We start from the raw sequence: 24,655 nt of genomic DNA on the forward strand, positions 1-24,655 counted from the left end.
GCATGAGCACCACCGTCGGACGCAGTCTCGGAGCTTTCCGCCTCCCCATCATCGTCGTCGCGCTCCTGGCGAGCCTGCTGTTGATCGTCCCGTTCCTGATCCTGGTCGCCACGTCGTGGACCTCGGGGAGCTTCATCCTCTTCCCGCCCGAGGGCTTCTCGCTGCAGTGGTACGGCGAGGTCCTCGGCGACCGGCGCTGGATGGGCTCGTTCTGGCTCTCGGTCTGGGAGAGCCTCATCGCGACGATCATCGCGACCATGCTCGGTGTCGCCGGGGCCATCGGGCTCACGCGCGTCAGATCGAAGCAGGCGCAGCGATGGGTGCGAACGCTCTTCATCGTGCCGATCGCTCTTCCGCCCATCGCCTACGCCGTCGGCCTGTACGGCGTGAACATGGACTTCGGCTTTCTCCGCGGCACTCTGGTCACCCTCGTGATCGGACACTCGCTGATCGCGATGCCGTACGTCTTCGTGATCGTCTCGGGCGGGATCGCCCGGATCGACCCGGCGCTGCGGCCCGCCGCGTGGACTCTCGGTGCGCGGTGGCCGCTCATCCTGTGGAAGATCGAACTCCCCGCGCTTCTCCCGTACGTGCTGTCGGGAGCCCTGTTCGCGTTCATCGTCGTCTTCGACGAGGTCGTGCTGGCGGTGTTCCTGCTCCCGCCGGGGGTTCAGACCCTGCCGCTGAAGATGCTGAGCGCCGCGTCCGAGGCGTTCTCACCCGAGCTCACCGCAGCATCCACCCTCGTCTCGGTCCTCGCGATCGTGCTCCTCGCGTTCGTCCCCCTCATCACCTCGCGCCTCTCGCGGCGCAACCGCCCCAGCCGGCGCCGGGCCCCCGTGGTCCCCGCCGTCGCGGAAGGAGTCCCCGAATGACCGTCGCCCTCTCCATCTCGGACGTGCACGTCACGCTCGGCGCCAACCACGTCTTGAAAGGTGTCTCGCTCGACGTCGCACCGGGCGAGTTCGTGACTCTGCTCGGCGCGAGCGGCAGTGGCAAATCGACGCTGCTCAACGTCATCGCCGGCCTGCAGTCGGCCGACGGCGGACACGTCGCCTTCGACGGCACCAACGTCGAGAAGCGGTCGCCGCAGAAGCGCAACGTGGGGGTGGTGTTCCAGTCGTACGCGCTCTTTCCGCACATGACGATCGGCGAGAACGTCGCCTTCCCGCTCCTGGCAGCTCGCCGCCCCGCGAAAGAGCGTCGCGCGACCGCCGAGGAGATGCTGGCACTCGTTCAGCTGCCGGGAATGACCGACCGTGAGCCCTCGTCGCTCTCGGGCGGCCAGCGTCAGCGCGTGGCCCTGGCCCGAGCGCTTGCGGCCAACCCCGGCATCCTGCTGCTCGACGAGCCGATGGCGGCGCTCGACAAGCAACTCCGCGAGCACATGCAGGTCGAGATCACCCGCATTCAGCGCAAGGTCGGCATCACGACGGTGTCGGTGACGCACGACCAGACCGAGGCTCTGACGATGTCCGACCGGGTGGCGATCATGCACGAGGGGCAGCTCGTGCAGGTGGCGAGCCCGGAAGATCTCTATCGACGCCCGATCAACGCCTATGTGGCCAGCTTCCTGGGGGAGGCGAACCTCCTCCCCACCTCCGACGACCGCCTGGTCGACGACGCGACGGGTGTGCTCGTCGACGGCACGGCGGTGCTGCGCCCCGAAGACATGAGCATCGTCGCCCCGCACGAGGCGGCCCCCGCATGGTCGATCGAGGGCACGGTGCGCCTCGTCAGCTTCCAGGGTGCGCGCTACCGACTCGAGATCGCCACCGACTACGGTCGCAAGGTGGTTGCCTCGCTCTCGCCGTCGGCCGACATCTCGGCGCTCGGCGTCGGAGAACGCGTGCGTCTCGCGTGCCGCAACTCCGACCGGGTGCACGTGATCGAGGCCGTCGCGACCGCGGCGATCCCGGTTCCCGCCTGAAGCTACCCGCGGTCGAGCAGGCGGGCGGGGGTGCGCACGAGCATGTCGTCGAGCACCTGGGCGGGAACGCCCGCGCGACCGAGGGCGGGCACGATGCGACGGACGACGTGGGCATAGCCCATCCCGCCGTGCCGGGAGAGCTGACCCTTCGTCCACACCGAGGTCGACATCGTCACGGCCGCCGTGGGGTGATCCTCGAGCAGCCGCACCAGGAACGCGAGTCGTTCGCCGTCGGTGGCGTCGCGCGCGCCGTCGGCGAAGTAGTTCTCGCTGCCGAAAGCGAATTCGACCACCGCGCCGGTGTCGGCGACGTCGCCGACGTAGGCAGCATCCAGCACCTTGTCCATGTTGCAGAACAGGATGCGCCGCGCCGAAAGGCCCTGGCCGGTCAGGATCTCGACGACCTCGGGCGCGCGGCGCGCGGCGCCGTCGAGTCGGATGCTGACGGCCGCCCCGGCAGCGTGGGCCGCACGGCCGGCGGCCCTGAGCCCTCGACGCTCGGCGGGCGTGATCTCGGCGCTCGTCCCGAGGAGGCCGAGGAGTCCCGCGCGGAAGCCGGTGCCCGGTACCGCGACGGTGAGAGCGGTCGTGTAGGCGTTCTCGAGATCGTCTTCGCTCTGGTCGCGCCACCACGCGGGCAGGGTCTTGTCGATGTAGCCGCCATAGGCCGCGACGATGTTGACGCCGCTTCGACGAGCGATGTCGGGGAGTTCTGCGTGCCGGGGGCCCATGCCCCACGACGTGGCTTCGACGATCGTGTCGAGTCCGGCCGTTCGGGCGAGGGCGAGTTCGGCCACGGCGGTGTCGGGGTCGTCCAAGGTCAGATTGTCGGAGAGCGACATGTAGCTCCACCGCAGATCGCCGACGATGTCGGGACGCATGAGGCCCTCCAGCTGCAGACCCTCCCGAGTCGGTCGTTGCAGATGCCGGGAGTCGGTGAGGACGTGCTCGTTCGTCGATACCCGCCCGAGTGCATCGGCGGGCACGGCTCCGCCCACGGTTTCAATCACGGGAGTGCCCTTCGAAGTGGATCCGAAACATCGTAGAATGGATCCTAACTGACGCGCCTAAGGAGTTCCCCTGATGATCATCGATGCCTACAACACGACGCAAGACGTTCGAGGGCGCTCCGACTATCTCACCGGTGCCCGTCCGGGTGAGGAGCCGCCCGCGTACACGCCGTTCGACCCGGCGCGCATTCTCACGCGCATGGATGCCGCGGGTGTCGACATGGCGATGGTCTGCTCTCTCGCCCAGCGCATCGAGAACGACTTCATCATCGGGCTGCAAGACAGCTACCCCGACCGGCTCATCGGCTTCGGGCAGGTGCGGCCGCAGGACGACGACGCGCTCGACGAGATCCGCCGCCTGGCAGAGGCCGGCATCCGCGGGCTGAAGCTGCACCCGAGCATGCACGGTTACCACGTTGCCGATCACGGGCTGCTCGATCCGGTCTTCCGCGAGTGCGCACGGCACGGCATGGCCGTGATCATCAACGCGCTCGACGATGCCTTCTGTGCGCCGTTCTCGATCGAGGAGATCGTGAAGGACCACCCCGATGTGCCGACGATCATCGCCCACATGGGCGCGGTGTGGAACGTGCCCGAGGCGATCATCGTCGCCGAGCGCCGAGAGAACGTCTACCTCGAGACGTCGGCGACCCTCATGGCCGACGTCAAGCGCGCGTACGCCCGCGTCGGCGCCGAGAAGATCCTCCTGGGGTCGGAATGGCCGGGCTCCGACTTCGACCTCGAGCGCATGAAGATCGCGAAGGCGATTCCGGATGCTGCGGACCGCGCTCTCGTCGAGGGGGGCAACTACGCCAAGCTCCTGCGCTTGGACGTCGCGTGACCGACCGGCCCCCGCTTGCGCGCCCCGCCGGGATGGGCGACGACGACGCAGAGCTGATGGCGACCGCGCGCACCCTGCTCGACACGGTCTATCGCGAGGGAAGGCACGAGGTGGTCGCGGCTCTCCGGTTGCGCGACGAGTCGATCGTCACCGGGGTGCACGTCGACGGCTCCGCCCGCCGCAGTGCGGTGTGCGCCGAAGGAGTCGCCGCCGGCAACGCGATCGCCCGCGGCGAGGTCGTGGTGGCGGCGGTGAGCGTGCTGCGGCGCCCGGGGGGAACCGAGCACGTCATCGAGCCGTGCGGCGTCTGCGCCGAGCTTCTTTCTGACTACTGGCCCGACGCTCGGGTGTGGGTCACCGAGGGCGATGAGACGGTGCCGTCGACGTTCGCTGAGCTGCTTCCGGCCAAACGCCGGCGGGGCCACTGGTGACGCCCGCGCCCGCGATGACGGGAAGGACGTCACGCCTCCGCGCGAGCGCAGCGGTGCCGGGCTAGGCGGCAGGGTCTCGGACTTCTCCGGTCACGTCGCGCACCCGCGGCGATTCGTCGCGAGTGAACGCGGTGAGTATCGCCAGGGCGACGAGCTGCAGCGCGGCCACGATCAGGAAGGCGGTGGTCGACGATGCGACGGCGATCACGAAGCCGCCGAGAAGAGCCCCTCCGCCGTAGCCGATGCTGGTGAAGCTCGAGAAGAGGCCCAGTCCGAGAGCGCGGTTCTGCGTGCCGAGTCCGCGCGTGGCGAGCATCGTCAAGGAGGGATAGAGGGGAGCGAAGCCCACCCCGATGAAGGCGGCGCCGAGGCTCGCGAGCCAGAAGCTCTGCGCGAAGGCGATGATCGTGAGTCCCACCGTGAGGGACGACAGGGCGATGGCGGTGGCGCGGAGCGGTCCGATGCGATCGGGTAGCGAGGCGAGCGCGAGGCGGGCGACGATGACGCTGACGGCGAAGACCGTGTAGACGGATGCTGCGCCCGCAAACCCGCCGGCGGGAACCCCGCCGCCGACCAGGTGGACGATGAGGAACGCGATCATGATGCCTTCGCCGCACCAGGCGGCCGCGGCCGCGACACCGGGAGCCCAGACGGCGCGGAGCGCGCGCCAGAACGCGGCGACCGCACCGCGCGGCACGACGATCGGACCTGTCGTGGTGGGCACCGACGACGCCCGGGGGCGGGGGAGCGCGATGATGACCGCGACCGTGGCGAGTTCGAGCGCCGCGCAGACGAAGAAGACCGTGGTGGCCCCGCCCGCGACCTCGACCGCTGTCCCGAGCTGCGGGCCGATGGCGACGCCGAGCCAGACGCTCAGGCCGAAGTAGCTCAGCGCTCGTCCGCGCTGGGCCGTGGGGGTGAGGGCGATGAGCCATGCCATGACCAGAGTCATCGCGGCGGCGTTGCCGAGACCGAACAGCACGCGGCTGACGCTCGCGCCGGCCAACGAGGGAAGCAGGGCGAGCGAAAGCATCCCTACGACCGCGATGACGCCGCCCACCACCGCGATCAGACGATACCCGCGGCGGTCGCCCAGTGCGCCCGCGGCGGGCATCGCGACGACCGATGCCAGCGCGGCGATCGCCACGACGACCCCGGCGAGGGCGCTGTCGCCGCCGAGAACCTGCTCCACGTAGCCCGGGATGATCGGGGTGCTCGCCGAGTTCGTGATGCCGCCGAGCGTCGACGCGACGAAGATGAGCCAGAACGGCAGAGTGCGAACGATGTCGCGGGGTGCGGCTGCCGCCGCATCCGTCACGGGGTCGACTCCGGAAGGCACTCCAGGCTGAGCCACAGTTCGAAGCAGTTGTTGCGCGAGAGGGTGGTCGCCCCGATCGAGGCGCGTCCGATGCTGCCCGCCTCCTCGCCGAAGACGTCGAGGAACAGGTCGGTCGCACCGTTGGAGACGAGGTGGAGGTCTTCGAATCCCGGAGGGCAGACCACGAAGCAGAGTCCGCGCGAGAGGCTCTTGACGTTGTCGAGGGAGCCGAGGGCGAAGCGGATCATGCCGAGCGTGTGGACCGCGGTCAGTCGCGCCGCGGCAAACCCCTCCTCGATCGTGACGTCGACGCCGACGATTCCGGGGTGGAGGCGATCGCCGACCCGGTTCTCGGGGGTGAGGCCGCTGAGTTCCAGTAGGTTGCCGATGCGGTGGAACGGCTTCATGCGTCCGTAGCGGCGACCGTAGGGCGGGTCGGAGTAGTCGGGGATCTCGAGGCCCAGCTCGATCACCCTCTGCTCTGGCGTTGTCATCGCTCTGCTCCGATCAATCTGTATCCGATAGTGCTTAGAATGGATCCATTCTAGCTCAGGAGGAAGATCCCATGACGTGGAGTGCAGAACGGCGGGTCGCCGAGATGGGGCTCGTGATCCCCGACTACGCGAACCCTCCGTACGGCGAGCGATACGCCACCATGAAGGCGTTCCACCACCTCGGACGGGTACTGACCATCAGCGGGATCACGCCGGAGGACCGGCAGGGCAACAAAGTGCACCCCGGTCGGGTTGGAGACACGGTGACGCTCGACGAGGGGTACGCCGCCGCCCGCTACGCGGCGATCAACGTTCTCGGGCTGATCCGGTTCGCGGTCGGTTCGCTCGATGAGGTGACGGGGTTCATCCGCACCCTGACTTTCGTGGTGGTCGCCCCGGAGTTCACCGACGTCAACCTTGTCACCAACGGCGCCGCAGATCTTTTCGTCGAGGTGTTCGGTGACGAGATCGGTCGCTCCACCTCGGCCGGTATCGGCGTCTCGAGTCTCTCGGGCGGCAACGTGTTCGAGATGATCGCCGAGGTCGAGACCCGCACACCGTTCGAGGAGCGCACCGCATGAGAATCGACACCCACCTCCACATCTACGCCGACCCGGCCCGAGGTCTCTACGAGATCGAGAACTTCCCGATCGTCGAGTACGGAGACAAGGCCGACATCGTCTTGGCCGGCGTCGGCGGATCGGTCGACGACGCGCTCGCCGCTCTCGACGAAGCGGGCTTCGACTACGCCGCCGTGCTCGGCAGCTACGAGGTTCCCGGGTACCCCGACATCCCGGCGGGCCTCGAGCACTGGCCGGTGCCGCCGCATTACGGGCAGTATCGCGACGACCTCGTCGCGTACAACCGCTGGGTGTGCGAGATGGCCGCGCCGCACGAGAAGCTCCTCCCGTTCATCAGCGCGAACCCGGCCGTCATGACCTCCGACGAGTCGCGCGAGCACTTGGGCGAAGCCTTCGCCGAGTGGGGAGCCCGGGGCCTCAAACTCCACCCGATCGGCATTCGCGCCTACCCCCACGACCCCGGATTCGACGGGGTCTACGACGCCTGCATCGAGGCCGACGTGCCCATCGTCTTCCACAGCGGTCCCGACACCCGTGGTCGCGGATACTCCGAACCCGCCGTCTTCGGTGCGCTCGCCGCATCCCGTCCCGAGCTGAAGCTCGTCCTCGCCCACCTGGGCGGCGGTTCGTGGCGCGACACCGCCGCACTGGCCGCCGATCACCCGCAGCTCATGTTCGACCTCTCCGAGATCGTCATCTGGATCGGGGCGAGCGCCGGTCCCAGCGCCGACGACGTGGTGAGCCTCATCCGGTCGATCGGCGTCGACCGCGTCGTCACCGGATCCGACTTCCCCTGGTACACCCCGGGTGTCACGGCCGCGATCGTCGAGAGCCTGCCCGGCTTCTCGTCGTCCGAGAAGGCCGCCCTCCTCGGCGAGAACGCCGCCCGGCTGCTGAAGCTGGGTTGACCGCGGGCGCGGCCCGAGACCGCATTCTGCGGACGAGACCGCGGTCGTCAACCACGGTCTCGTCGCCCAGATGATGTCTCGCGGTCTGTGGCCGGCGGCGCACTCAGCGCGGGGCGCGCAGGCCGCGGGAGTCGAGGAGCGGCAGGATGCTGTCAGAGAAGCGCGCCATGCCCTCCTCCCACAGCGGCCAGCCGAGCAAGCATCCATCGATCCCCACGTCGGCGAGCCACTCCAGGCCGTCGGCCACCTGGGAGGGGGTGCCGATCAGCGGCACGCCGCCGTCGCCGGCGACCCAGCTGAAGCGGCGCGCCGCCGTGGAGTTGTCGCCCGCGACCTCGGCCTCGACGCCCATGATCTTGAGGGCGTTGATCGCGGCGTCGTGCATGCCGTTGTCCTGCGCGTAATAGTGCAGGAAGTCGCGGGCGGCCTCTTCGGTATCGCCGTCGACGACGTATCCGAAGGTCCACACCTCGATCTCGCGCCCGTAGCGCTCCCGCGCCTGGCGCTTCACGTTCGCCACGTGCGCGGTCGCCTGCTCGCGGTCGTCGCTGAGCTTCACGAACAGCTTGTCGGCGTGCTGCAGGGCGAACTCGAGCCCGCGACCCGACATGGCGGCGTTCATGATCTGGGGGCGAGCGCCGAGCGGCTTGGGTGCCGAGTAGGCGCCGGCGAGATGGAAGAAGTCCCCGTCGAAGTCGAACTCCGCGGGCTCCGTCCACAGGCGTTCGACGACGTCGATCCATTCGTCGGCGAGGTCGTAGCGACGGTCGTGCGCGAGCAGATCGGCGCCGAACATCTCCATTTCGGGGCGGTACCATCCGGCCAGCACGTTGACGCCCGCGCGCCCGCCGGTGACGTGATCGATCGTGGCCATCTGCTTCGCCGCCATGACCGGGTGCACCACCGGCATCGAGACGGTCGCGAAGATGCGCGCACTCTCTGTCACCGCGCCGACGGCCGCCGCCCACGTCAGGGTGTCGTAGGCGTCGGAATGCGGATTGTGCTCGCCGCCGTACCCTTTCCACCGCGAGATCGGCACGATGGCCTCGAACCCCATGCCCTCGGCGCGGCGAGCGAGATCTTTCACGCGAGACCAGTCGGTGGTCAAGGCGCCGGGAATCGTGGTGAAGGTGATGCCGGGCGCGAGATTCGTGCCGAAGGTGCCGAGCTGCAGGCGGTTCGTCGTCATCGCGGGCTACTTGTAGACCACGTAGAACTTACGGACCGGCTCGATGACCGTCCACTCGCCGGTCCACCCGAGGGGGAAGAACGCGGCGCTCCCGGCGGTGAGTTCGACCGGCGCCCCGTCGTCCTGCTGCACGGTCATGCGCCCGCTCAGGATGTGGACGATCTCGCCGCGGGTGAGGAACTCCCACCGCGACGTGCCCGGTTCGCTCTCCCAGATGCCCGAGATGATCGTGCGGTCGTCGTTGGCGAAGGCCACCTTGCCGCGAACGATGATCTCGCCGGAGAGGGGCTGGGCGCTGGGCGGCGCGAGGGGCTTCGCGTCGAGCTCGGCGGCATCGACCTCGGAGGGCCGGATCACAAGAGTCATAATTGGATCCTAAATAGTGTTGAATGGATCCGCAATCCGGAGGTGGCGGTGTGATCGAAACAGTGCGCGGGGCGATGGATGCCGCCGACCTCGGCGCGACCGTCATGCACGACCACCTGCTCAGCGACTCGTCGGCTCTGCAGCGCGCCGGCACCGTCCCCGCACCGGCCTCGGATCGCGTCGTGATCGAGTCGCTCGGCTACCTCCGCTGGAATGCGCTCGCGCTCGCCGACAACCTCGTGCTCGACGATGCAGGCCTCGCCGCAGAAGAACTCGCGCGGGCCGGTGTCGCGGGTCAGCGCGCCGTCGTCGAGTGCTCGTCGTGGGGCCTCGGGCCCCGGCACGCAGACCTGCCGGCGATATCGGCGGCCTCCGGGGTGACGATCATCAGCTCGTACGGTGCCTACGTGCCCCGCCTCGTCCCCGCGTGGGTGGCCGCGATGTCGGAGGGCGAGCTCGAGGAGCACTTCGTCGAGGCGTTGACCACCGCGATTCCGGGTACGGGCTTCCGGGCCGGGATGCTGGGGATCATGGGCACGACGGGAGCCCTCGAGCGCCGCGAGCGCGAGCAGCTGCGCGCCGCCGCCCGCGCCGCGGTACGGACGGGCGCGAGCGTGTCGGTGAGGCTGGACCCCGACGCATTCCGCGGACCCGAGGTGCTGCAGATCGTGGGCGCCGCCGGACTCGCTGCCGACCGGGTCGTGTTCTCGAACGTCGACGAGTACATGAATGCGGGGTACTGGACGGCGTTGTCCGACGCGGGCGCGGTGCTCGAGATGTGCTTCGGTACCGAGGCCGTCCACCCCGGCCGCGTCGACAATCCGTCCGACCGCGAGCGCCTCGCGTTCTTCCCGTCGTACGTCGCCGATCACCCCGGCGCGCGCTTCGTGCTGGGCGAATCGGTGTGGACGAAGGCCCAACTGCGCGCGTACGGCGGCCACGGCTACGCGTATCTGACCGAGCGGATCGTCCCGGAGCTGCGGGGGCTAGGGGTCGACCCCGTCCTCCTCGGATCGATGCTGGTGGACGAGCCCCGACGACTCCTCGACCGCCCGACGGCGACGGCGTGAACCGCCGTCGGGCACCGGCGTCACGCCGGGGTGGGAACCGCCGGCTCGGAGGAGCGGCGCTCCGCGTCGAGATCGGCGCGGACGTTCTCCTCCGCCGCCACCTCCGACGCGCGGCGTCCGACGATCGCCGCGACGAGCACGAAGGTGCCGAAGCCCACCAGCGCCGAGACGAGGGTGGCCCACCCGTCGAAGTCGGCTCCGACGACGGTGTTGGGGACGTAGAAGATGTCGTTCGGCACGCCGTACAGCGTGGGGGTCAGAGCGAGGAACACGATCCGCACGACGAATCCGACGGCCATCGCCGCGAGCGCGGCTGCCGAGCCGGGGCGCTTCCAGAACACGCCGAACAGGAACGGGGCGGCCAAGCACGCGAGCATGAGGTCGAAGGCGAGGGTCAGCAGGATGCCGGTCTGGCTCACCTGGATGGCGAGGAACGCGCCTCCGATCACGAACGGGATCATGGCGATCCGCGTCCAGCGCAGCAGCGGGTCGGGGCCTGCCCCGGTGTGGCGGCGGACGGTGAAGATGTTGCGCACCGCGATCGCCGAGGTCGCGAGCATGGCGCCGGACGCGGTCGAGAACGAGGCGGCCACGATGCCCGACAGCACGAGGATCGCCACGAGCGGTGGCGCGAAGTCTCCGAGGAGCGTGAAGAGCACCGGCCCGTCCTCCACCGAAATGCCGAGGGTCGCCGACACGCTCAGCGCCACGATCGCGAAGATGGTGCCGATGGCCGCCGTGAGTCCCGCGGCGATGAAGCACGAGCGCTGCGCGACCGATGGGCTCTTGGCGCCGAAGATGCGCTGCATGAAGTCGATCGCCACGATGTCGCCGATCGCCAGAGAGACGAGCGTCGCCCAGTTGATCGGAGCTCCGGCCGCCGGGTCGGTCAGTTGCTCGAGGTCGAACGGGCCCATCCCCTCGGGGATGACGATGCCGTAGGACACGGCCACCCAGAGCAGGAGCACGATCGACGCGACGACCGTGATCGCGGTCTGGATCGCCGCGGTATAGGCGTCCGAGAACAGGCCGCCGGCGATCGTGTAGGCCAGCACGAGGATGACGGCGAGGATCACGCCCCACGCGTACGGGATGTTCGCGAAATGTTCGAGCAGGAAGCCGCACGCCACGAGGTTGCCCGCGAGAAGGATCGTGAACGACACGACCATGAGCGCCGAGGCGGCGAGCTCCGTGGGCCGGTTGTAGCGCAAGCGGAAGAAATCGCCGAGGGTGAACAGTTTCATCGCGTTCATGCGCTTGGCGAGGAAGATGCCGGTGAGCAGCAGGCAGATCGCGAGTCCGATCGCCAGAGACGCTCCCGACCAGAATCCGAATTGCGAGGTGAGGTCGGTGTTCCCGACGGTGGCGTTCGCATCGACGGCGGCGGCCGTGAGCGAGACGGCGACGAGGGGGACGCCGAGGCGTCGTCCGGCGACGAGATAGTTGGCGCTGTCGCCGTCGACCTTGCGAGCGACCACGATGCCGACGACGAGGATGACGACGACGCTGAGTGCGACTCCGAAGATGATCATGTGAACTCCCGGGCGGGAAAGGGCGGTGGGGTGGGGTTTCTGTTGCTTGACAGAAAGAATCGCCACCGGCACCGCCATCAGCGGTTTCGACCGTGTAACAGTCCTGTGAAATCAGCCGGGATCGACCCGGACCCGGGAAGTACGCGCGGCTCAGCCGATGCGGTCGAGCGCGTCCCGGCCGACCGCGACGGCCTGAGAGATCGCGTCGGGGCGCAGGTCGAGGACGCGCAGCGCTGCCGAGGCGATGGCTTCCGCGGTGCGCTCCGTGATCACGACGCCGCGCTTTCGCTGGAGGATCACGCTCTCCACGAGTCCCAGAACGAGGCTGGTCGTGATCTGCAGGCGGTCGTCGGCGACTCCGCTGGCCGCGACGAGCGTCTTGTACGTCGTCTCGAGCTCGTTGCGCCGCTCGCGGAAGGGCAGGAAGGCGTCTTCCGATACCTCGGGCAGCAGGTACAGCGCTCCGACGTTCTCGGGGCCGGCCGAGAGCAGCCGCACATCGGCGACGCACAGCGCCCACAACCTGGCCGCGGGGTCGTCGTCGGCCGCGAGCAACTGGGCGGCGACCTCGAGAGACGGCTGCACGGTCTCGAGCAGGAGAGCGAGAAGGATGTCGTGCTTGCGCTCGAAGTGGTGGTACATCGAGGCCTGTCGGATGCCGGCGGCCTCGGCGATCGCGTGCGTGCTCGACGACGTGTACCCGCGGGTGCAGAACAGCGCCGCCGCGGCGGTGAGCACGTCGGCCCGGGTGCCCTGACCGGTGGGGGACGGGCCCGCGACGCGGGGTCGTCCGGTTCGTGCCGGCGCCATGGACCCACCGTAACGCCCGTGTCGTAACACGGGCGAAACGCCGACGTGGTGTCATACCTGTCAATCGATAGAAAGGTTCCCGGAATGGACGGTCGAAAGCTCGCCCTGGGTGATGTCGAACGTGCGCGCGAGGATGCCCGCGCCCGCGCCACCGAGTCGGAATGGATGCCGTACCTCCCCCCTGCGTCCGCGCCGTTCGCGCCCGCAGACGTCGAGCCCTCGTCGCTCCGGTGGGCGGAGACCGTGGCGCCCGGGGGTTACACCCACCTCAGGGTTGCGCGGGGCACGCGCATCCGACTCGAGGACCCCCACGGAGACGCCTGCGCGCACGTCCTCGTCTTCAACGCCGTCAACCCCGCAGAACGGCTGAACGTCGCCGACACCCAGAAGATCCCCTGGCAGGCCTACCTCCGTGACGGCCATCCGCTGCTCTCCGGTGACGGGCGGGTGCTCGCCACCGTCGTCGCCGACACCTCGGGGCGGCACGACGCCTTCTGCGGCACGACCAGCGACGCGTGGAACGAGCAGAAGTACGGCGACGCGCTTCCCGAGGGCCCGACGCCGTCTGGACACGGGCTGCTGTGGCTCGCAGCGTCGAAGCACGGCCTGACCTCGCGCGACCTGCCCCCGGCAGTCACGTTCTTCCAGGGGGTGAGGGCGGATGCTGAGGGGTCACTCGTCTGGCACGGATCCGCGGGTGCCGGAACCCGCGTCGACCTGCGTGCCGAGCTGCCGCTCATCCTGCTCGTCGCGAACGTCCCCCACGCGGCCGACCCCCGTGAGGACTACGTCGTCGGGCCGCTCCGCGTCATCGCCTGGACGGAACGCCCGACCGGCGAAGACGACGACGTCTTCTTCGCGAGCCCCGAACGCACGCGTGCGTACCGCAACACCATCGCCTATGCCGAGCTCGCCGGTCTCTGAGGAGGATGCCATGATCACCACCGTTCCCGACCGTCCCGTCCACGCCGAAGGCGTCGCGCTCGACTGGTCGTCGCCCCTCGCCGACGGCGAGATCGTCCGCGACGAAGTCGTGGCGCCCCGCGCCGCGTGGTCGGCGGTCATCCCAGCCGGTTCCGTGTTGACCATCGTCGACGTCGGCGGCAACCAGTCGGCCGACTTCCTCGCCTACTCCGCCGCCGACACCGACGAGCGCTACTCCGCCGCCGACACGATCGCCTGGCAGCAGAACGTCTACGTTCGCACCGGCACGGTGCTCCGCAGCAACCTCGGGCGTCCGCTCATGACCGTCGTCGGCAACGAGGTCGATCGACAGGACACGATCGGTGGTGCCTGCAGCAAGGAGTCGAACACGCTGCGCTACGGCCATCACACCCTCTATCAGCACGGCTGCCGCGAGAACTTCCTGGCGGAGGCAGCCCACCACGGCCTCGGTGCGCGCGACCTCGTATCGAACCTCAATTGGTTCATGAACGTGCCGGTGGAGGCCGACGGGTCGCTCGGCATCGTCGACGGCATGTCGGGCCCGGGAAAGCGGGTCGCTCTCCGCGCGGAACGCGACGTGCTCGTGATCGTCTCGAACTGCCCGCAGATGAACAACCCGTGCAACGACTTCAGCTGCACGCCGCTGCGCATGATCGTGACGAGCCCGTGAGCGGCTTCGATACCGTCCTCGTCGCGAACCGGGGCGAGATCGCGCGCCGCATCGTGCGTTCGGCGCGCGAGCACGGTCTGCGCACGGTCGCGGTCTTCTCCGACGCCGACCGCGCCGCCCCGCACGTGCGCGAGGCCGACATCGCGGTGCGCCTGGGGCCTGCGCCCGCCGCCGAGTCGTACCTGCGCATCGACGCCGTGCTCGACGCCGCAGCGAGCAGCGGGGCGGGGGCGATCCATCCGGGCTACGGGTTCCTCGCCGAGAACGCCGCGGCCGCGCGCGCCGTCGAAGCCGCCGGGCTCGCCTGGGTCGGCCCCACGCCCGACCAGCTCGACGCGTTCGGACTCAAGCACACCGCGCGGGAGCTCGCCGCGGCGGCGGGCGTGCCCCTCCTTCCGGGGAGCGGTGTGCTGGCCACGCGTGACGAGGCGGTCGCCGCCGCATCCGCCATCGGGTTCCCCGTCATGCTCAAGGCCACGGGCGGCGGCGGGGGTATCGGCATGCGCGTCTGCGCCGACGAAGACGCGGTCGCCGAAGCGTTCGACGCGGTGACCCGTCAGGCACAGGCCAACTTCGGATCGTCGGGGCTCTTCGTCGAGAAGTACGTGCGTCCCGCGCGGCACGTCGAGGTGCAGCTGTTCGGCGACGGCGCCGGCCGTGTGGCAGTTCTCGGCGACCGGGACTGCTCGCTGCAGCGCCGCAACCAGAAGGTGATCGAAGAGGCTCCCGCGCCGCGGCTGCCCGATGCCGTGCGCGCGCAACTGCACGCGACGGCCGCCGCTCTCGCGGCGAGCGTCGACTATCGCTCGGCCGGCACCGCGGAGTTCGTCTACGACCCGATCGCGGAGCGCGCGTACTTCCTCGAGGTCAACGCACGCCTGCAGGTCGAGCACCCGGTCACCGAGGCGGTCTTCGGCATCGACCTCGTCGGGCTCATGCTGGATCTGGCATCCGGCGGGCCCGGTGCCCTCGACGCCTCGCTCTTCGAGGCCGCCCGCACGCCGAACGGTCACGCGGTCGAAGCGCGCATCTACGCCGAAGACCCCGACCGCGGCAACGCGCCCTCCACCGGTCTCGTCACCGGCGTGCACCTGCCCTCCGGAGACGGCGTGCGCGTCGACTCATGGATCGAACCCGGACTCGAGGTCACGTCGTACTACGACCCGCTCCTCGCCAAGGTGATCGCGCACGCCTCGTCGCGCGACGCGGCCCTCGACCTCCTCCACTCCACGCTCGCCGACACGCGCATCGACGGGATCGTGACCGGCACCGGGATGCTGCGCGAGGTGGTGCAGCATCCGCTCGTCCGAGACGCCGCCCACGACACCGGCACCCTCGACGGCATCGGTGATCCCGACCCCCGCATCGAGGTCGTCGAGCCCGGAATGATGACGACCGTGCAGGACCTGCCCGGTCGACTCGGCTACTGGCAGGTCGGCGTGCCGCCGTCGGGGCCGATGGATGCGGTTTCGTTCCGCGAGGCGAACCTCGCCGTGGGCAACCCGCCCCAGGCCCCCGGACTCGAGATCACGCTGACCGGGCCCACCCTCCGCCTGACCGCCCCGACGGTCCTCTGCGTGACCGGGGCGCCCGTCGAGGTGACGCTCGACGGCGCTGTCGTGCCGATGTGGGCACCCGTCGAGGTTCCCGCGGGCGGCGTGCTGCGCGTGGGGGCTTCCGCCGGTCCCGGCATCCGCTCCTACCTTGCCGTCGGCGGCGGGATCGATGTATCCGCCTACCTCGGAAGCGCCTCGACCTTCACCCTCGGAGGTTTCGGCGGGCACGGGGGCCGTGCCCTGGTGGCCGGTGACGTGCTGCGTCGGGCTCAGGTGGTCGACGCCTCACAGGTCGGCGCGACTCCGTCGGAGCGGCGTCCGCACCTCACCACGCACTGGACGATCGGCGTCACCGAGGGCCCTCATGCCGCGCCGGAGTTCTTCACCCGTGCCGACATCGACGAGCTCTACGCCTCCGAGTACACGGTTCAGGTCAACTCGGCGCGTACCGGCGTGCGGCTGAGTGGACCGCAGCCGGAATGGGCCCGCACCGATGGAGGGGAGGCGGGCCTCCACCCGTCGAACATCCACGACACCCCGTACGCCGTCGGCGCGCTCGATTTCACCGGAGACACCCCGATCATCCTCGGGCCCGATGGGCCGAGTCTCGGCGGGTTCGTCTGCCCCGCCGTCGTCGCGAGCGGCGAGTTGTGGAAGACCGGTCAGCTGCGCCCGGGAGACACCGTGCGTTTCTCGCCCGTTCGCGAGGTCGATGCCGCCCGGCTCGAGTCGGCGCGCGCGCTGGGTGCCCCGCCCCTCGTCGGGCGCGGCGACGGCGACGACGGTGTCATCGCCGTGCGCGAGGCCGATGTCGACGAGCGCGGCGTGGATCGGCCCCGCGTGACCTACCGCCGAGACGGCGACGACAACCTGCTGGTGGAGTTCGGCGCGCAAGAGCTCGATCTCGGGTTGCGGATGCGGGTGCACGCGCTGCAGACGAGCCTGGCCGAGCACGCCCCGCGCGGCATCGTCGACGTGACCCCGGGTATCCGTTCGCTGCAGGTGCACACCGACGCGTCGGTGCTCCGTGCCTCCCAGCTGGTGGGACTCCTCCGCGAACTGGACGACGACCTGCCGCCGACGCGCGAACTCGTGGTGCCCTCCCGCGAGGTGCGTCTGCCGCTGTCGTGGGACGACCCCGCCACCCGCCTGGCCATCGAGCGGTACATGGCGGGGGTCCGCGACGATGCTCCCTGGACGCCCTGGAACATCGAATTCATCCGCCGCATCAACGGGCTCGACAGCGTCGACGACGTGTACCGCACGGTCTTCGACGCGCAGTACCTCGTGCTCGGTCTCGGTGACGTCTACCTCGGTGCGCCGGTCGCGACACCGCTGGACCCGAGGCATCGCCTCGTCACGACGAAGTACAACCCCGCCCGCACCTGGACGGCGGAGAACTCCGTCGGCATCGGTGGTGCGTATCTCTGCATCTACGGCATGGAAGGTCCCGGCGGCTACCAGTTCGTCGGGCGCACGGTGCAGGTGTGGAACAGGTTCCGGCGCGGGGGGCTCTTCCGCGACAACCCGTGGGCGCTGCGGTTCTTCGACCGCATCCGCTGGTATCCCGTCTCGGCCGACGAGTTGCTCGAGCTCCGCGCCGAGACCGACGCCGGGCGCGGGGAGTTCGAGACCGTCGACGGAGAGTTCCGGCTGGCTGATCACGAACGGTTCCTCGCCCACAACGCGGCGGGCATCGACGCGTTCCGCGCTCGGCAGCAGGAGGCCTTCGGTGCGGAGCGGGACCGCTGGCGGGCCGCCGGGGAGTTCGACCGCCCGGTGGACTCGGGGACGGTCGCTGCGGTACCGACCGAAGAACCACTGCCGCCGGGCTGCGTCGCGGTGCGGGCCCCCTTCTCGGCGGCCGTCTGGAAGATCGAAACGCAACCGGGGCACGACGTGGAAGAGGGAGATCGGATGCTGGTACTCGAGGCGATGAAGATGGAGACGGCCGTGAACGCGACCGAGGCGGGCACCGTGCACCGCATCTACGTGCGGCCCGGCGAACGCGTCGAGGCGGGCCAGCTCCTGGCGGCGGTCGAGGTGACCCGATGACCGGCGTCGGCGCGGCGCTGGAACGCGTGGTCGCCGCCTACGCCCGGAACGTCGCGGTCGACCGCCCCGAGGCGTGGATCTCGCTCCGGCCCGAGGCCGAGGCACGCGCCGAGGCCGCAGACATCGACCGCCGTGTGGCAGCGGGGGAGCGATTGCCCCTCGCCGGCACCGTGGCCGCGGTGAAAGACAACATCGACGTCGCCGGCTTCGATACGACGGCGGGGAGCCCCGCGTACGCCTACGCCCCTTCCGCGGATGCGACGGCGGTCGCGCGGCTGCGCGCAGCGGGCACGGTCGTTCTCGGAAAAGCGAACCTCGACCAGTTCGCGACAGGACTCGTCGGCACGCGGAGCCCGTACGGCGCCGTCCGGGGGGCCTGGGATCCCATGCGAATCTCGGGCGGATCGAGCTCGGGCTCGGCGGTGCTCACCGCGCTCGGCGTCGTCGACATCGCTCTCGGCACCGATACGGCCGGCTCCGGCCGCGTGCCCGCCGCCTTGAACGGCATCGTCGGGGTGAAACCCACGGTCGGACTCGTGCCGACGACCGGTGTCGTCCCGGCCTGCCGCAGCATCGACTGCGTCACGGTCTTCGCCCGCGAGCTGACGCTCGCCCGCGAGGCCGCCGAACTCATGAGCGGGCCCGACGGCGTCGACCCGCTCGCCCGGGTCGATGTGCCCGCCCCACCGCTTCCCGCCCGGCCAGTGGTCGCCATCCCGACGTCCGAGCACCTCGAGGGGCTCGCAGAGGGATGGGCGGAGACCTTCCGCGGCGTCGTCGGGCGGCTCGCCGCATCCGGTGTCGACATCGTCGAAGTCGACATCGCTCCGCTCTTGGAGGCCGCCTCGCTCCTCTACGGCGGAGCGTTCGTCGCCGAGCGGACCGCCGCCGTCGGCGGGTTCATCGAGGCGAACCGCGATCTCATCGGCACGGACATCGACCCGACGGTGGCGGCGATCGTGCTGGCCGGAGCCGAAGCCCGAGCTGTCGACTACTTCCGTGATCGCGAGAAGCTCGAGCGACTCGGGCTCGAGGGTCTCCGCCGACTCGAGGGCACGGTGGCCCTCCTGACGCCCACGACGACCTGGCATCCGACGCTGGACGAGGTGGCCGCAGACCCCGTCGGCGCGAACTCGCGCATGGGGCGCTTCACGAACTTCGCCAACCTCCTCGATCGCAGCGCGCTCGCCGTTCCCGCGGGGGTGGTGGGCGGCAAGCCGTTCGGTGTGATGCTCACCGGCGCGGCGTTCGCCGACCGCACGCTGGCCCAGCTCGCCGAGCGGATCTCGGCACCGGCGATAGAGGTGCTCGTCGTCGGGGCGCACCTGCGCGGTCAGCCGCTGAACCACCAACTCGTCGCGGCGGGCGGCACCTTCGCCGCCGCCGTGACGACGTCGGCCGACTACCGGTTGTTCGCGCTCGCCACGACCCCGCCGAAGCCCGGACTGGTCCGCGTCGACGCGGAGGGCGCCTCGATCGAAGGCGAGGTGTGGCGACTGCCCGCCGCGGGGTTCGGCGGTTTCGTCGCCGCGCTGCCGGAACCGATGGGCATCGGTTCCGCGCGGCTTGCCGACGGGTCGGTCGTCTCGGGCTTCCTGTGCGAGACCGTGGCGCTGCAGGGGGCGGTCGACATCACCGCGTTCGGCGGGTGGCGTTCGTTCCTCGCCTCGAAGGCATGAGCCGATGACCGTTCCGACTCCGTGGGCGGATGCCGCCCCTCTCCGTCTCGGCGGGCGTCCACGACGTCTGATTCCCTTCGTCGTCGGTTACGAGCCGATCCCCGAATCGGTGTCGGTCGCCGGGGGGAGCAGCTTCCGTTTCCTCATGGAGCCGGTCACTGCTGCAGCGATCGTCTTCGACGAGGGGTGGTTTCTCATCGACGGCGGATTCGATCCATCGCGCATCCGCGATCGCGACCGCCGCGTCGCGAGCTTCGACTACGAGAACTACCTCCCGATCGTGCCCGCGGGCGACCCGCTCGTCGACCAGGTCGCCGCTGCCGGCCTGGAGTGGGGCGACCTCGCCGCGGCTGCGATCACCCACGCGCACTTCGACCACACGGGGGCCGCGCGGCTGCTCTCTCCGGATCAGCCGCTGCTCCTCCAAGCGCGCGAATGGGATCACGTGCTCTCGGCGACCGACGCGCGGGCCGCGTTCTTGTTCGTGGACGACCTGGTGCGGGAGGGCCTGACCGTGGTGACGCTGGACGGCGACACCTCCCTCGCCGCCGGGCTCCAGGCGATCGACACCTCGGGCCATACTCCGGGCCATCAATCGTTCGTCGTCGATCTCGGCGATCGCACCGTCGTTCTGGCGGGCGACGCCGCCGACCTCCGGCGCAACATCGTCGACTGCGTCCGTTGCGGGTCGACGGTGGGTCACGACGGCGACGCGCGCGCGGCCGGCGCCGCGCGGCGACTGCACGATCTCGACGCCCGCGACAGCGTGGAGGTGTGGCCCGCGCACGATCCCGAATGGGGGCCGTGGCGCCAGGTCATCGCACAGCAGTCCTGATCGCGGCGGCGCTGCGCGGAGTAGGATGGTGGTCTGACCGGCCACGTGGGCCGGGGTGGTCGGTCCTCTTCTGCGGCATCGATCCGAGGCTCGAAACCTCCGGCATCCGTCAAACGACCCGGAGGTTTCTCCATGTCCGCACCCCAGCCCGAACGACGCAAATGGTGGGCGCTCGGCGTTCTCTCGCTCACCCAGCTCGTCGTGGTGCTCGATGGCACCATCGTCAACATCGCCCTCCCGCAGGCGCAGGCGCACCTCGACCTCTCCGACAGTCAACGTCAGTGGGTCGTCACGGCCTACGCCCTCGCGTTCGGCGCGCTCCTCCTGCTCGGCGGCCGCGTCGCCGACTACTGGGGCCGCAAGCGCACCTTCGTCGTCGGCATGGTCGGCTTCGGTCTCGCCTCCGTCTACGGCGGTTTCGCGCAGAGCGGCGTCGAGCTGATCGTGGCACGTGGTCTGCAAGGAGCCTTCGCCGCCCTGCTCGCCCCGGCGGCTCTCGCCCTGCTGACCGTCACTTTCCCGTCGGGCAAGGAGCGCAACACCGCGTTCGCGGTGTTCGGCACGGTGGCGGGTGCAGGAGCATCCGTCGGGCTCGTTCTCGGAGGGCTTCTCACCGACTTCTTCGACTGGAGATGGTGCCTGTTCGTGAACGTGTTCTTCGTCGTGGCAGGTCTCATCGGCGGGCTGATGTTCCTCGGCGAGAGCAAGGCCGAGGGCGAGAACCGTTACGACATCGTCGGGGCCGTCACCGTGACGCTCGGGCTCGGGTCGCTCGTCTACGGGTTCAGCCTCGCTGAAGAGGGGTGGGGGAGTCCCCGCACGATCATCTTCCTGGCGGCCGGGGTCGCGCTCTTGGCGCTCTTCGTCTGGATCGAGAGCCGGGTCGCGCAGCCTCTCCTGCCGTTGCGGATCGTCACGAACCGGGTGCGCGGCGGGGCATTCCTGATTCAGGCCGTCGCGGGCACCGTGATGATCGGCGCCATGCTGTACCTCACCTTCCACCTCCAGATCGTCCTCGGCATGTCGGCGCTCCAGGCGGGGTTGGCCACCCTTCCGCTTCCGATCTCGATCATGATCGTGGCGGGGTTCGCCGCGCGGATGCTGGCACGCACCGGCCCGCGACCGCTTCTCATCGCCGGCCCCCTCATCGCCGCCGTCGGGCTCGTCTACCTCAGTTTCATCACCGAGACCGGCAACTATTTCGTGCAGGTGATGCCGGCGCTCATCGTGATGGGCATCGGTATGGCTCTCATCTTCGTGCCCCTGCAGAACGTGGCTCTCGCCGGCATCGACCCCGAAGACGCGGGCGCGGCATCAGCGTTGGCGAACTCGGCGATGCAGATCGGCGGCTCGATCGGGCTGTCGGTGTTCACCGCGATCTACGTCTCGGCCGTGAACGGAGAAGCGAGGCCCGAGCCGGCCGTGCTCGCCGACGCGTACGGTGCGACCTTCATCGCGGTGGCCGTCGCCCTGGTCGTGGCGAGCGCGATCGCCCTGGTGATGGTCCGCGGTGCCGGCACGAAGCCGGTCGCCGCCGGCGACAGCCCGGCGATGATGCACGTCGGCTGATCGACGCGGTCGCTACCCGGCCCCGACCTGGAGCTGGGTCATCAGGTCGAGGGTGTCGGCGTTGAGCCAGTACTCCACGACCCGTGCGTCACTCACCCGCAGGATGTCGGTGCCGTGGAAGGTGACGGCGGTGCCGACCGGTGCTCCGGCGCCGGGGATGCCGCCGCCGTAGTGGCCCGTCGCCACCCAACGCACGACCACGTGGTCGCCGTCGACGAGGGGCCCGACCTCGGGGGAGAAGACGAGGTCCGACATGAGCGATCTCATCTGCGTGACGAGGTCGACCATTCCGGCGACACCGCCCACGGCGCTGCCGTCGCCCCCGTCGAACATCGCGGCGTGCACGCGGTTGTCGGGAGAGATGATCTTCTCGGCGATGGCATACTCGCCGTTCCACATGTCGACCCACGACGCCACGAGCGAGGTGGCGGCTTCACGGGGCGAGTGGGTGGTGCTGTTGTCTGCGGTGTCCATTTCTTCCTCCGATGTTGTCGTGGCTGGCGTGGTTCAGGTGGGGTCGAGGGCCGGATGGGTGTCGGTGTCGGCCCACTGGGTGAGGGCGAAAATGAAACCGCGAACGAGGCGCTCGAAGCTCCGGTCGACGTGCGCGCTCCACGCGAACGCCCCGGCCGTCTCGTAGGAGACGAACCCGTGCAGGGTCGACCGGAAGGCGCGGATCGCATCCACCGCGTCGTCGCCGGCGAGCTCGTAAGCGCTGAGAACGTCGGCGATGACCTGGATGGCCGCGACAGAGACGGCCTCGTCTTCGACGTCGCCCGGGGCGGGCATCAGATTCGACGCCGCGTATCGGGCGGGATGCTGCCGCGCCCACTCCCGGTAGGCGTGAGACATGGCCGCGATCGCGTCTGCTCCCGACCGTCCGACCGACGCCCGCGCGAGCACCTGGCCGAGATCGCGCTTCGCATGGACCGCGATGTCACGGTGGAGGCCCGCGAGCGAATCGATGTGCTTGTAGAGAGAGGGCTGCCGCACGCCGAGGCGTTCGGCCAGTGCGGCAAGAGTCAGCTTGCCCAGCCCGACCTCGTCGGCCATGACGGCTGCTTCTTCGGCGACGCGGTCGCGGGTGAGTCCCGCCCTAGGCACGGGGCACCGCCCGGGGCTGATCGGTGGTCGGCGTGCGGAGCATGAAGCTAAGGATGCCCAACCCCGCGGCTACCGTCAATAGCCAAAGCGGCAAAAAACCGAATCGGAGAAAGCTATTGACAATAGCTAAATGGTGAGTGAAGCTAGCCATGCGACCGACACGGCGCCCCGACTTCAAGGAGATCACCCATGAGCGTTCTACTCACCACCACCATCGACATCGCTGCGACACCCCAGGACGTGTGGGCGGTGCTGTCGGACTTCCCCCAGTACGGGCTGTGGAGCAACTTCTCCGAGATCGAGGGAGAGGCCGAAGAGGGCGCACGGCTCGCGATGCGCATGCCCGGCTTCTCCTTCGGGTCGACCGTCACGATCGCGGTCCCGGGGGAGCAGCTGCAGTGGTCGGCCAAGATCCTCAGCGAGCGTCTCTTCCTCGGACGCCACACCTTCACCCTCGTGGCGAACGGCGACGGCACGACCCGCGTGACGAATTCCGAAGAGTTCTCCGGAGCATCCGTGGCCCCGTTCCAGCGTCTGTTCAAGGGTGACGGCGACGGTGGCGGGTACGCCGCGTTCAACCGGGGACTCAAGGAGCGGGTGGAGACCCTCGCCGCACGCCGACCGGTCCGTTCCGCAGGCTGAGCACGACCCGCGACACGACAAGGGATTGCATCCGCGGGCCGTTCTGCTACGAATAGCCCTACGACGTCCGGATCCCGGTTCGGTCGCCGCCTGCACTGTCTCGCGCGATGAAGGGTCGTAGATCGTGTCCAAGAAGCCGACTCGCACAGAAGTCTTCGAGTACGACGCCGTCGGTGAGGCCGACGTCCTGCAGTTGCGTACGTACGAACTCCCGCCGCCATCGGCTCGAGAGGTCACGGTCGAGGTGATCACCGCGGGTATCAGCCACATCGACGGCTTTCTGCGAACGGGTCACGAATCCTCCTGGGAAGAGGACTGGCCCCGCAGATCCGGGAGCGAGTTCGCGGGCGTGGTCGTGGCGCGGGGCGCCGACGTCACCGGGTTCTCGGTCGGCTCCGACGTCATCGGTCACCTCTCGAGCGGCGCTCACGCGACCTACGTGAACGTGCCGATCGAGGCGCTGGTGGCGAAGCCGCGCGAGGTGACGTGGGAGACGGCCGGGGGGCTCTACCTCGCCGGAGCGACGGCGTTGGCCATCCTCGACGACCTTCGGATCGGCCCGGGCGACACCGTCGTGATCTCGGCCGCCGCGGGCGGGGTCGGCAGCATCGAGGCCCAGGTGGCGAAACACCTCGGCGCGACCGTCATCGGCACCTGCGGTGAGCGCAACTTCGACTACCTCCGCCAGCTCGGCATCAAGCCGGTGAAGTACGGCGAGGGCATCGACGAGCGCATCCGTCGCGCCGCGGGGGGCCGGCCCGTCACCGCGATGATCGACAACTTCGGAAAAGACGGCAGCAGGCTTCTCGCCGAGCTCTCCATCCCCGAGGGGCGCTATCGATCGAGCGCCGACCGGCGGGATGTCGAGCTCGATCTTCTGAAGAACGACCCCGAGTCGGTGGCGCGCGGCACCGATCTCCTGCGCCGGGTCGTGGAACTGGCCCGCAAGCGGGCCTTCACGCTGCTCATCTCGGGGTTCTATCCGCTCGCCGAGATCGCGCAGGCCTACGACGATCTCGGACGACTGCACGCCCGCGGCAAGATCATCCTCGCCACCCACCCCGTGACGACGTCGCGCACGCCGAACGCGCGCGACATCCACGAGGCGGGGTGACCGCGC

General features: G+C 69.6%; 24 protein-coding genes. 15 read left to right on the plus strand and 9 right to left on the minus strand.

From position 1 onward, the window contains the following. Positions 1 to 2 precede the first annotated feature (2 nt). Together ACFXQA_RS13120 and ACFXQA_RS13125 are read left to right on the plus strand one after the other, a co-directional pair. Positions 3 to 875 carry an ABC transporter permease gene (locus ACFXQA_RS13120; RefSeq protein ID WP_394520319.1) on the plus strand — a complete coding sequence of 291 codons (873 nt, stop codon included), beginning with the start codon at positions 3 to 5 and terminating at the stop codon, positions 873 to 875. Further along, complete coding sequence (locus tag ACFXQA_RS13125; RefSeq protein WP_394520320.1) at positions 872 to 1,930, plus strand: ABC transporter ATP-binding protein; 1,059 nt, start codon at positions 872 to 874, stop codon at positions 1,928 to 1,930. The genes ACFXQA_RS13120 and ACFXQA_RS13125 overlap by 4 nt, the downstream gene beginning before the upstream one ends. A gap of 2 nt (positions 1,931 to 1,932) precedes the next feature. On the opposite strand, the gene ACFXQA_RS13130 is transcribed toward ACFXQA_RS13125, so the two are convergent. Continuing rightward, on the minus strand, positions 1,933 to 2,940 hold the full coding sequence (locus ACFXQA_RS13130; RefSeq protein ID WP_394520321.1) for a phosphotriesterase family protein: 1,008 nt from the start codon (positions 2,938 to 2,940) through the stop codon (positions 1,933 to 1,935). A 73-nt stretch (positions 2,941 to 3,013) separates the two neighbouring features. Between ACFXQA_RS13130 and ACFXQA_RS13135 the strand changes: the two genes are divergently transcribed. Both ACFXQA_RS13135 and ACFXQA_RS13140 read left to right on the plus strand, forming a co-directional pair. Further along, positions 3,014 to 3,781, plus strand: coding sequence for an amidohydrolase family protein (locus ACFXQA_RS13135; protein ID WP_394520322.1), 768 nt, complete (start codon positions 3,014 to 3,016; stop codon positions 3,779 to 3,781). After that, a complete protein-coding gene (locus tag ACFXQA_RS13140) occupies positions 3,778 to 4,212 on the plus strand; it encodes a cytidine/deoxycytidylate deaminase family protein (RefSeq protein WP_394520323.1) in 435 nt (144 codons plus the stop codon). The genes ACFXQA_RS13135 and ACFXQA_RS13140 overlap by 4 nt, the downstream gene beginning before the upstream one ends. A 61-nt stretch (positions 4,213 to 4,273) precedes the next feature. Here the strand turns inward: ACFXQA_RS13140 and ACFXQA_RS13145 are convergent, their stop codons facing one another. After that, positions 4,274 to 5,551, minus strand: a complete 1,278-nt coding sequence (locus ACFXQA_RS13145; protein WP_394520324.1) for an MFS transporter — start codon at positions 5,549 to 5,551, stop codon at positions 4,274 to 4,276. Continuing rightward, on the minus strand, positions 5,527 to 6,024 hold the full coding sequence (locus tag ACFXQA_RS13150; protein ID WP_394520325.1) for a RidA family protein: 498 nt from the start codon (positions 6,022 to 6,024) through the stop codon (positions 5,527 to 5,529). Before ACFXQA_RS13150 ends, ACFXQA_RS13145 begins: the two co-directional genes overlap by 25 nt. A gap of 71 nt (positions 6,025 to 6,095) precedes the next feature. On the opposite strand from ACFXQA_RS13150, the gene ACFXQA_RS13155 reads away from it, so the two are divergent. Together ACFXQA_RS13155 and ACFXQA_RS13160 are read left to right on the plus strand one after the other, a co-directional pair. Next, positions 6,096 to 6,605: a RidA family protein gene (locus ACFXQA_RS13155; protein WP_394520326.1), complete on the plus strand. Its 510-nt coding sequence runs from the start codon at positions 6,096 to 6,098 to the stop codon at positions 6,603 to 6,605. Beyond that, the gene (locus ACFXQA_RS13160) at positions 6,602 to 7,513 is read left to right on the plus strand and encodes an amidohydrolase family protein (RefSeq protein ID WP_394520327.1); all 912 of its coding nucleotides are present in this window, start codon (positions 6,602 to 6,604) and stop codon (positions 7,511 to 7,513) included. Before ACFXQA_RS13155 ends, ACFXQA_RS13160 begins: the two co-directional genes overlap by 4 nt. A 103-nt stretch (positions 7,514 to 7,616) precedes the next feature. On the opposite strand, the gene ACFXQA_RS13165 is transcribed toward ACFXQA_RS13160, so the two are convergent. Beyond that, a complete protein-coding gene (locus ACFXQA_RS13165) occupies positions 7,617 to 8,702 on the minus strand; it encodes an LLM class flavin-dependent oxidoreductase (protein ID WP_394520328.1) in 1,086 nt (361 codons plus the stop codon). Between the two features lie 6 nt (positions 8,703 to 8,708). Further along, on the minus strand, positions 8,709 to 9,068 hold the full coding sequence (locus ACFXQA_RS13170; RefSeq protein WP_394520329.1) for a cupin domain-containing protein: 360 nt from the start codon (positions 9,066 to 9,068) through the stop codon (positions 8,709 to 8,711). A 23-nt stretch (positions 9,069 to 9,091) separates the two neighbouring features. Between ACFXQA_RS13170 and ACFXQA_RS13175 the strand changes: the two genes are divergently transcribed. After that, positions 9,092 to 10,138 (plus strand): phosphotriesterase family protein, encoded by a 1,047-nt coding sequence (locus ACFXQA_RS13175; protein ID WP_394520330.1) that lies wholly within the window; start codon positions 9,092 to 9,094, stop codon positions 10,136 to 10,138. A gap of 20 nt (positions 10,139 to 10,158) precedes the next feature. Here the strand turns inward: ACFXQA_RS13175 and ACFXQA_RS13180 are convergent, their stop codons facing one another. Continuing rightward, a complete protein-coding gene (locus ACFXQA_RS13180; protein WP_394520331.1) occupies positions 10,159 to 11,670 on the minus strand; it encodes a high affinity choline transporter 1 in 1,512 nt (503 codons plus the stop codon). A 150-nt stretch (positions 11,671 to 11,820) separates the two neighbouring features. Beyond that, the gene (locus tag ACFXQA_RS13185) at positions 11,821 to 12,480 is read right to left on the minus strand and encodes a TetR/AcrR family transcriptional regulator (protein ID WP_394520332.1); all 660 of its coding nucleotides are present in this window, start codon (positions 12,478 to 12,480) and stop codon (positions 11,821 to 11,823) included. Between the two features lie 84 nt (positions 12,481 to 12,564). Between ACFXQA_RS13185 and ACFXQA_RS13190 the strand changes: the two genes are divergently transcribed. From ACFXQA_RS13190 to ACFXQA_RS13215, 6 genes are all read left to right on the plus strand, one after another. After that, entirely contained in the window at positions 12,565 to 13,404 is an 840-nt protein-coding gene (locus tag ACFXQA_RS13190; RefSeq protein ID WP_394520333.1) for an urea amidolyase associated protein UAAP1, read from the plus strand. 10 nt (positions 13,405 to 13,414) lie between these two features. Next, positions 13,415 to 14,095 carry an urea amidolyase associated protein UAAP2 gene (locus tag ACFXQA_RS13195; protein WP_394520334.1) on the plus strand — a complete coding sequence of 227 codons (681 nt, stop codon included), beginning with the start codon at positions 13,415 to 13,417 and terminating at the stop codon, positions 14,093 to 14,095. Then, on the plus strand, positions 14,092 to 17,706 hold the full coding sequence (gene uca / locus ACFXQA_RS13200; RefSeq protein ID WP_394520335.1) for an urea carboxylase: 3,615 nt from the start codon (positions 14,092 to 14,094) through the stop codon (positions 17,704 to 17,706). The genes ACFXQA_RS13195 and uca overlap by 4 nt, the downstream gene beginning before the upstream one ends. Next, positions 17,703 to 19,385, plus strand: coding sequence for an allophanate hydrolase (locus ACFXQA_RS13205; protein ID WP_394520336.1), 1,683 nt, complete (start codon positions 17,703 to 17,705; stop codon positions 19,383 to 19,385). Before uca ends, ACFXQA_RS13205 begins: the two co-directional genes overlap by 4 nt. Positions 19,386 to 19,389: 4 nt before the next feature. Then, on the plus strand, positions 19,390 to 20,220 hold the full coding sequence (locus ACFXQA_RS13210) for an MBL fold metallo-hydrolase (protein ID WP_394520337.1): 831 nt from the start codon (positions 19,390 to 19,392) through the stop codon (positions 20,218 to 20,220). A gap of 132 nt (positions 20,221 to 20,352) precedes the next feature. Next, entirely contained in the window at positions 20,353 to 21,789 is a 1,437-nt protein-coding gene (locus ACFXQA_RS13215) for an MFS transporter (protein WP_394520338.1), read from the plus strand. 12 nt (positions 21,790 to 21,801) lie between these two features. Here ACFXQA_RS13215 and ACFXQA_RS13220 read toward each other — a convergent pair whose 3' ends face one another. Further along, a complete protein-coding gene (locus tag ACFXQA_RS13220) occupies positions 21,802 to 22,263 on the minus strand; it encodes an ester cyclase (RefSeq protein ID WP_394520339.1) in 462 nt (153 codons plus the stop codon). Between the two features lie 33 nt (positions 22,264 to 22,296). Beyond that, complete coding sequence (locus tag ACFXQA_RS13225; protein WP_394520340.1) at positions 22,297 to 22,893, minus strand: TetR/AcrR family transcriptional regulator; 597 nt, start codon at positions 22,891 to 22,893, stop codon at positions 22,297 to 22,299. Between the two features lie 189 nt (positions 22,894 to 23,082). On the opposite strand from ACFXQA_RS13225, the gene ACFXQA_RS13230 reads away from it, so the two are divergent. Next, positions 23,083 to 23,535 carry an SRPBCC family protein gene (locus ACFXQA_RS13230; protein WP_394520341.1) on the plus strand — a complete coding sequence of 151 codons (453 nt, stop codon included), beginning with the start codon at positions 23,083 to 23,085 and terminating at the stop codon, positions 23,533 to 23,535. Between the two features lie 124 nt (positions 23,536 to 23,659). Then, a complete protein-coding gene (locus ACFXQA_RS13235) occupies positions 23,660 to 24,649 on the plus strand; it encodes a quinone oxidoreductase family protein (RefSeq protein WP_394520342.1) in 990 nt (329 codons plus the stop codon). Positions 24,650 to 24,655: the final 6 nt, after the last annotated feature.

This window comes from Microbacterium shimangi, assembly GCF_043556445.1.
Classification (GTDB): Bacteria; Actinomycetota; Actinomycetes; order Actinomycetales; family Microbacteriaceae; genus Microbacterium.

What these genes read in the sequence shown, in the direction of transcription:
- ACFXQA_RS13160 (WP_394520327.1), top strand. Translation starts at nt 6,602, where the DNA reads ATGAGAATCGACACCCACCTCCACATCTACGCCGACCCGGCCCGAGGT.
- ACFXQA_RS13185 (WP_394520332.1), bottom strand. Translation starts at nt 12,480, where the DNA reads ATGGCGCCGGCACGAACCGGACGACCCCGCGTCGCGGGCCCGTCCCCC.
- ACFXQA_RS13125 (WP_394520320.1), top strand. Translation starts at nt 872, where the DNA reads ATGACCGTCGCCCTCTCCATCTCGGACGTGCACGTCACGCTCGGCGCC.
- ACFXQA_RS13180 (WP_394520331.1), bottom strand. Translation starts at nt 11,670, where the DNA reads ATGATCATCTTCGGAGTCGCACTCAGCGTCGTCGTCATCCTCGTCGTC.
- ACFXQA_RS13195 (WP_394520334.1), top strand. Translation starts at nt 13,415, where the DNA reads ATGATCACCACCGTTCCCGACCGTCCCGTCCACGCCGAAGGCGTCGCG.
- ACFXQA_RS13215 (WP_394520338.1), top strand. Translation starts at nt 20,353, where the DNA reads ATGTCCGCACCCCAGCCCGAACGACGCAAATGGTGGGCGCTCGGCGTT.
- ACFXQA_RS13230 (WP_394520341.1), top strand. Translation starts at nt 23,083, where the DNA reads ATGAGCGTTCTACTCACCACCACCATCGACATCGCTGCGACACCCCAG.
- ACFXQA_RS13175 (WP_394520330.1), top strand. Translation starts at nt 9,092, where the DNA reads ATGGATCCGCAATCCGGAGGTGGCGGTGTGATCGAAACAGTGCGCGGG.
- ACFXQA_RS13155 (WP_394520326.1), top strand. Translation starts at nt 6,096, where the DNA reads ATGACGTGGAGTGCAGAACGGCGGGTCGCCGAGATGGGGCTCGTGATC.
- ACFXQA_RS13210 (WP_394520337.1), top strand. Translation starts at nt 19,390, where the DNA reads ATGACCGTTCCGACTCCGTGGGCGGATGCCGCCCCTCTCCGTCTCGGC.
- ACFXQA_RS13190 (WP_394520333.1), top strand. Translation starts at nt 12,565, where the DNA reads ATGGACGGTCGAAAGCTCGCCCTGGGTGATGTCGAACGTGCGCGCGAG.
- ACFXQA_RS13170 (WP_394520329.1), bottom strand. Translation starts at nt 9,068, where the DNA reads ATGACTCTTGTGATCCGGCCCTCCGAGGTCGATGCCGCCGAGCTCGAC.
- ACFXQA_RS13120 (WP_394520319.1), top strand. Translation starts at nt 3, where the DNA reads ATGAGCACCACCGTCGGACGCAGTCTCGGAGCTTTCCGCCTCCCCATC.
- ACFXQA_RS13205 (WP_394520336.1), top strand. Translation starts at nt 17,703, where the DNA reads ATGACCGGCGTCGGCGCGGCGCTGGAACGCGTGGTCGCCGCCTACGCC.
- ACFXQA_RS13165 (WP_394520328.1), bottom strand. Translation starts at nt 8,702, where the DNA reads ATGACGACGAACCGCCTGCAGCTCGGCACCTTCGGCACGAATCTCGCG.
- ACFXQA_RS13150 (WP_394520325.1), bottom strand. Translation starts at nt 6,024, where the DNA reads ATGACAACGCCAGAGCAGAGGGTGATCGAGCTGGGCCTCGAGATCCCC.
- ACFXQA_RS13220 (WP_394520339.1), bottom strand. Translation starts at nt 22,263, where the DNA reads ATGGACACCGCAGACAACAGCACCACCCACTCGCCCCGTGAAGCCGCC.
- ACFXQA_RS13135 (WP_394520322.1), top strand. Translation starts at nt 3,014, where the DNA reads ATGATCATCGATGCCTACAACACGACGCAAGACGTTCGAGGGCGCTCC.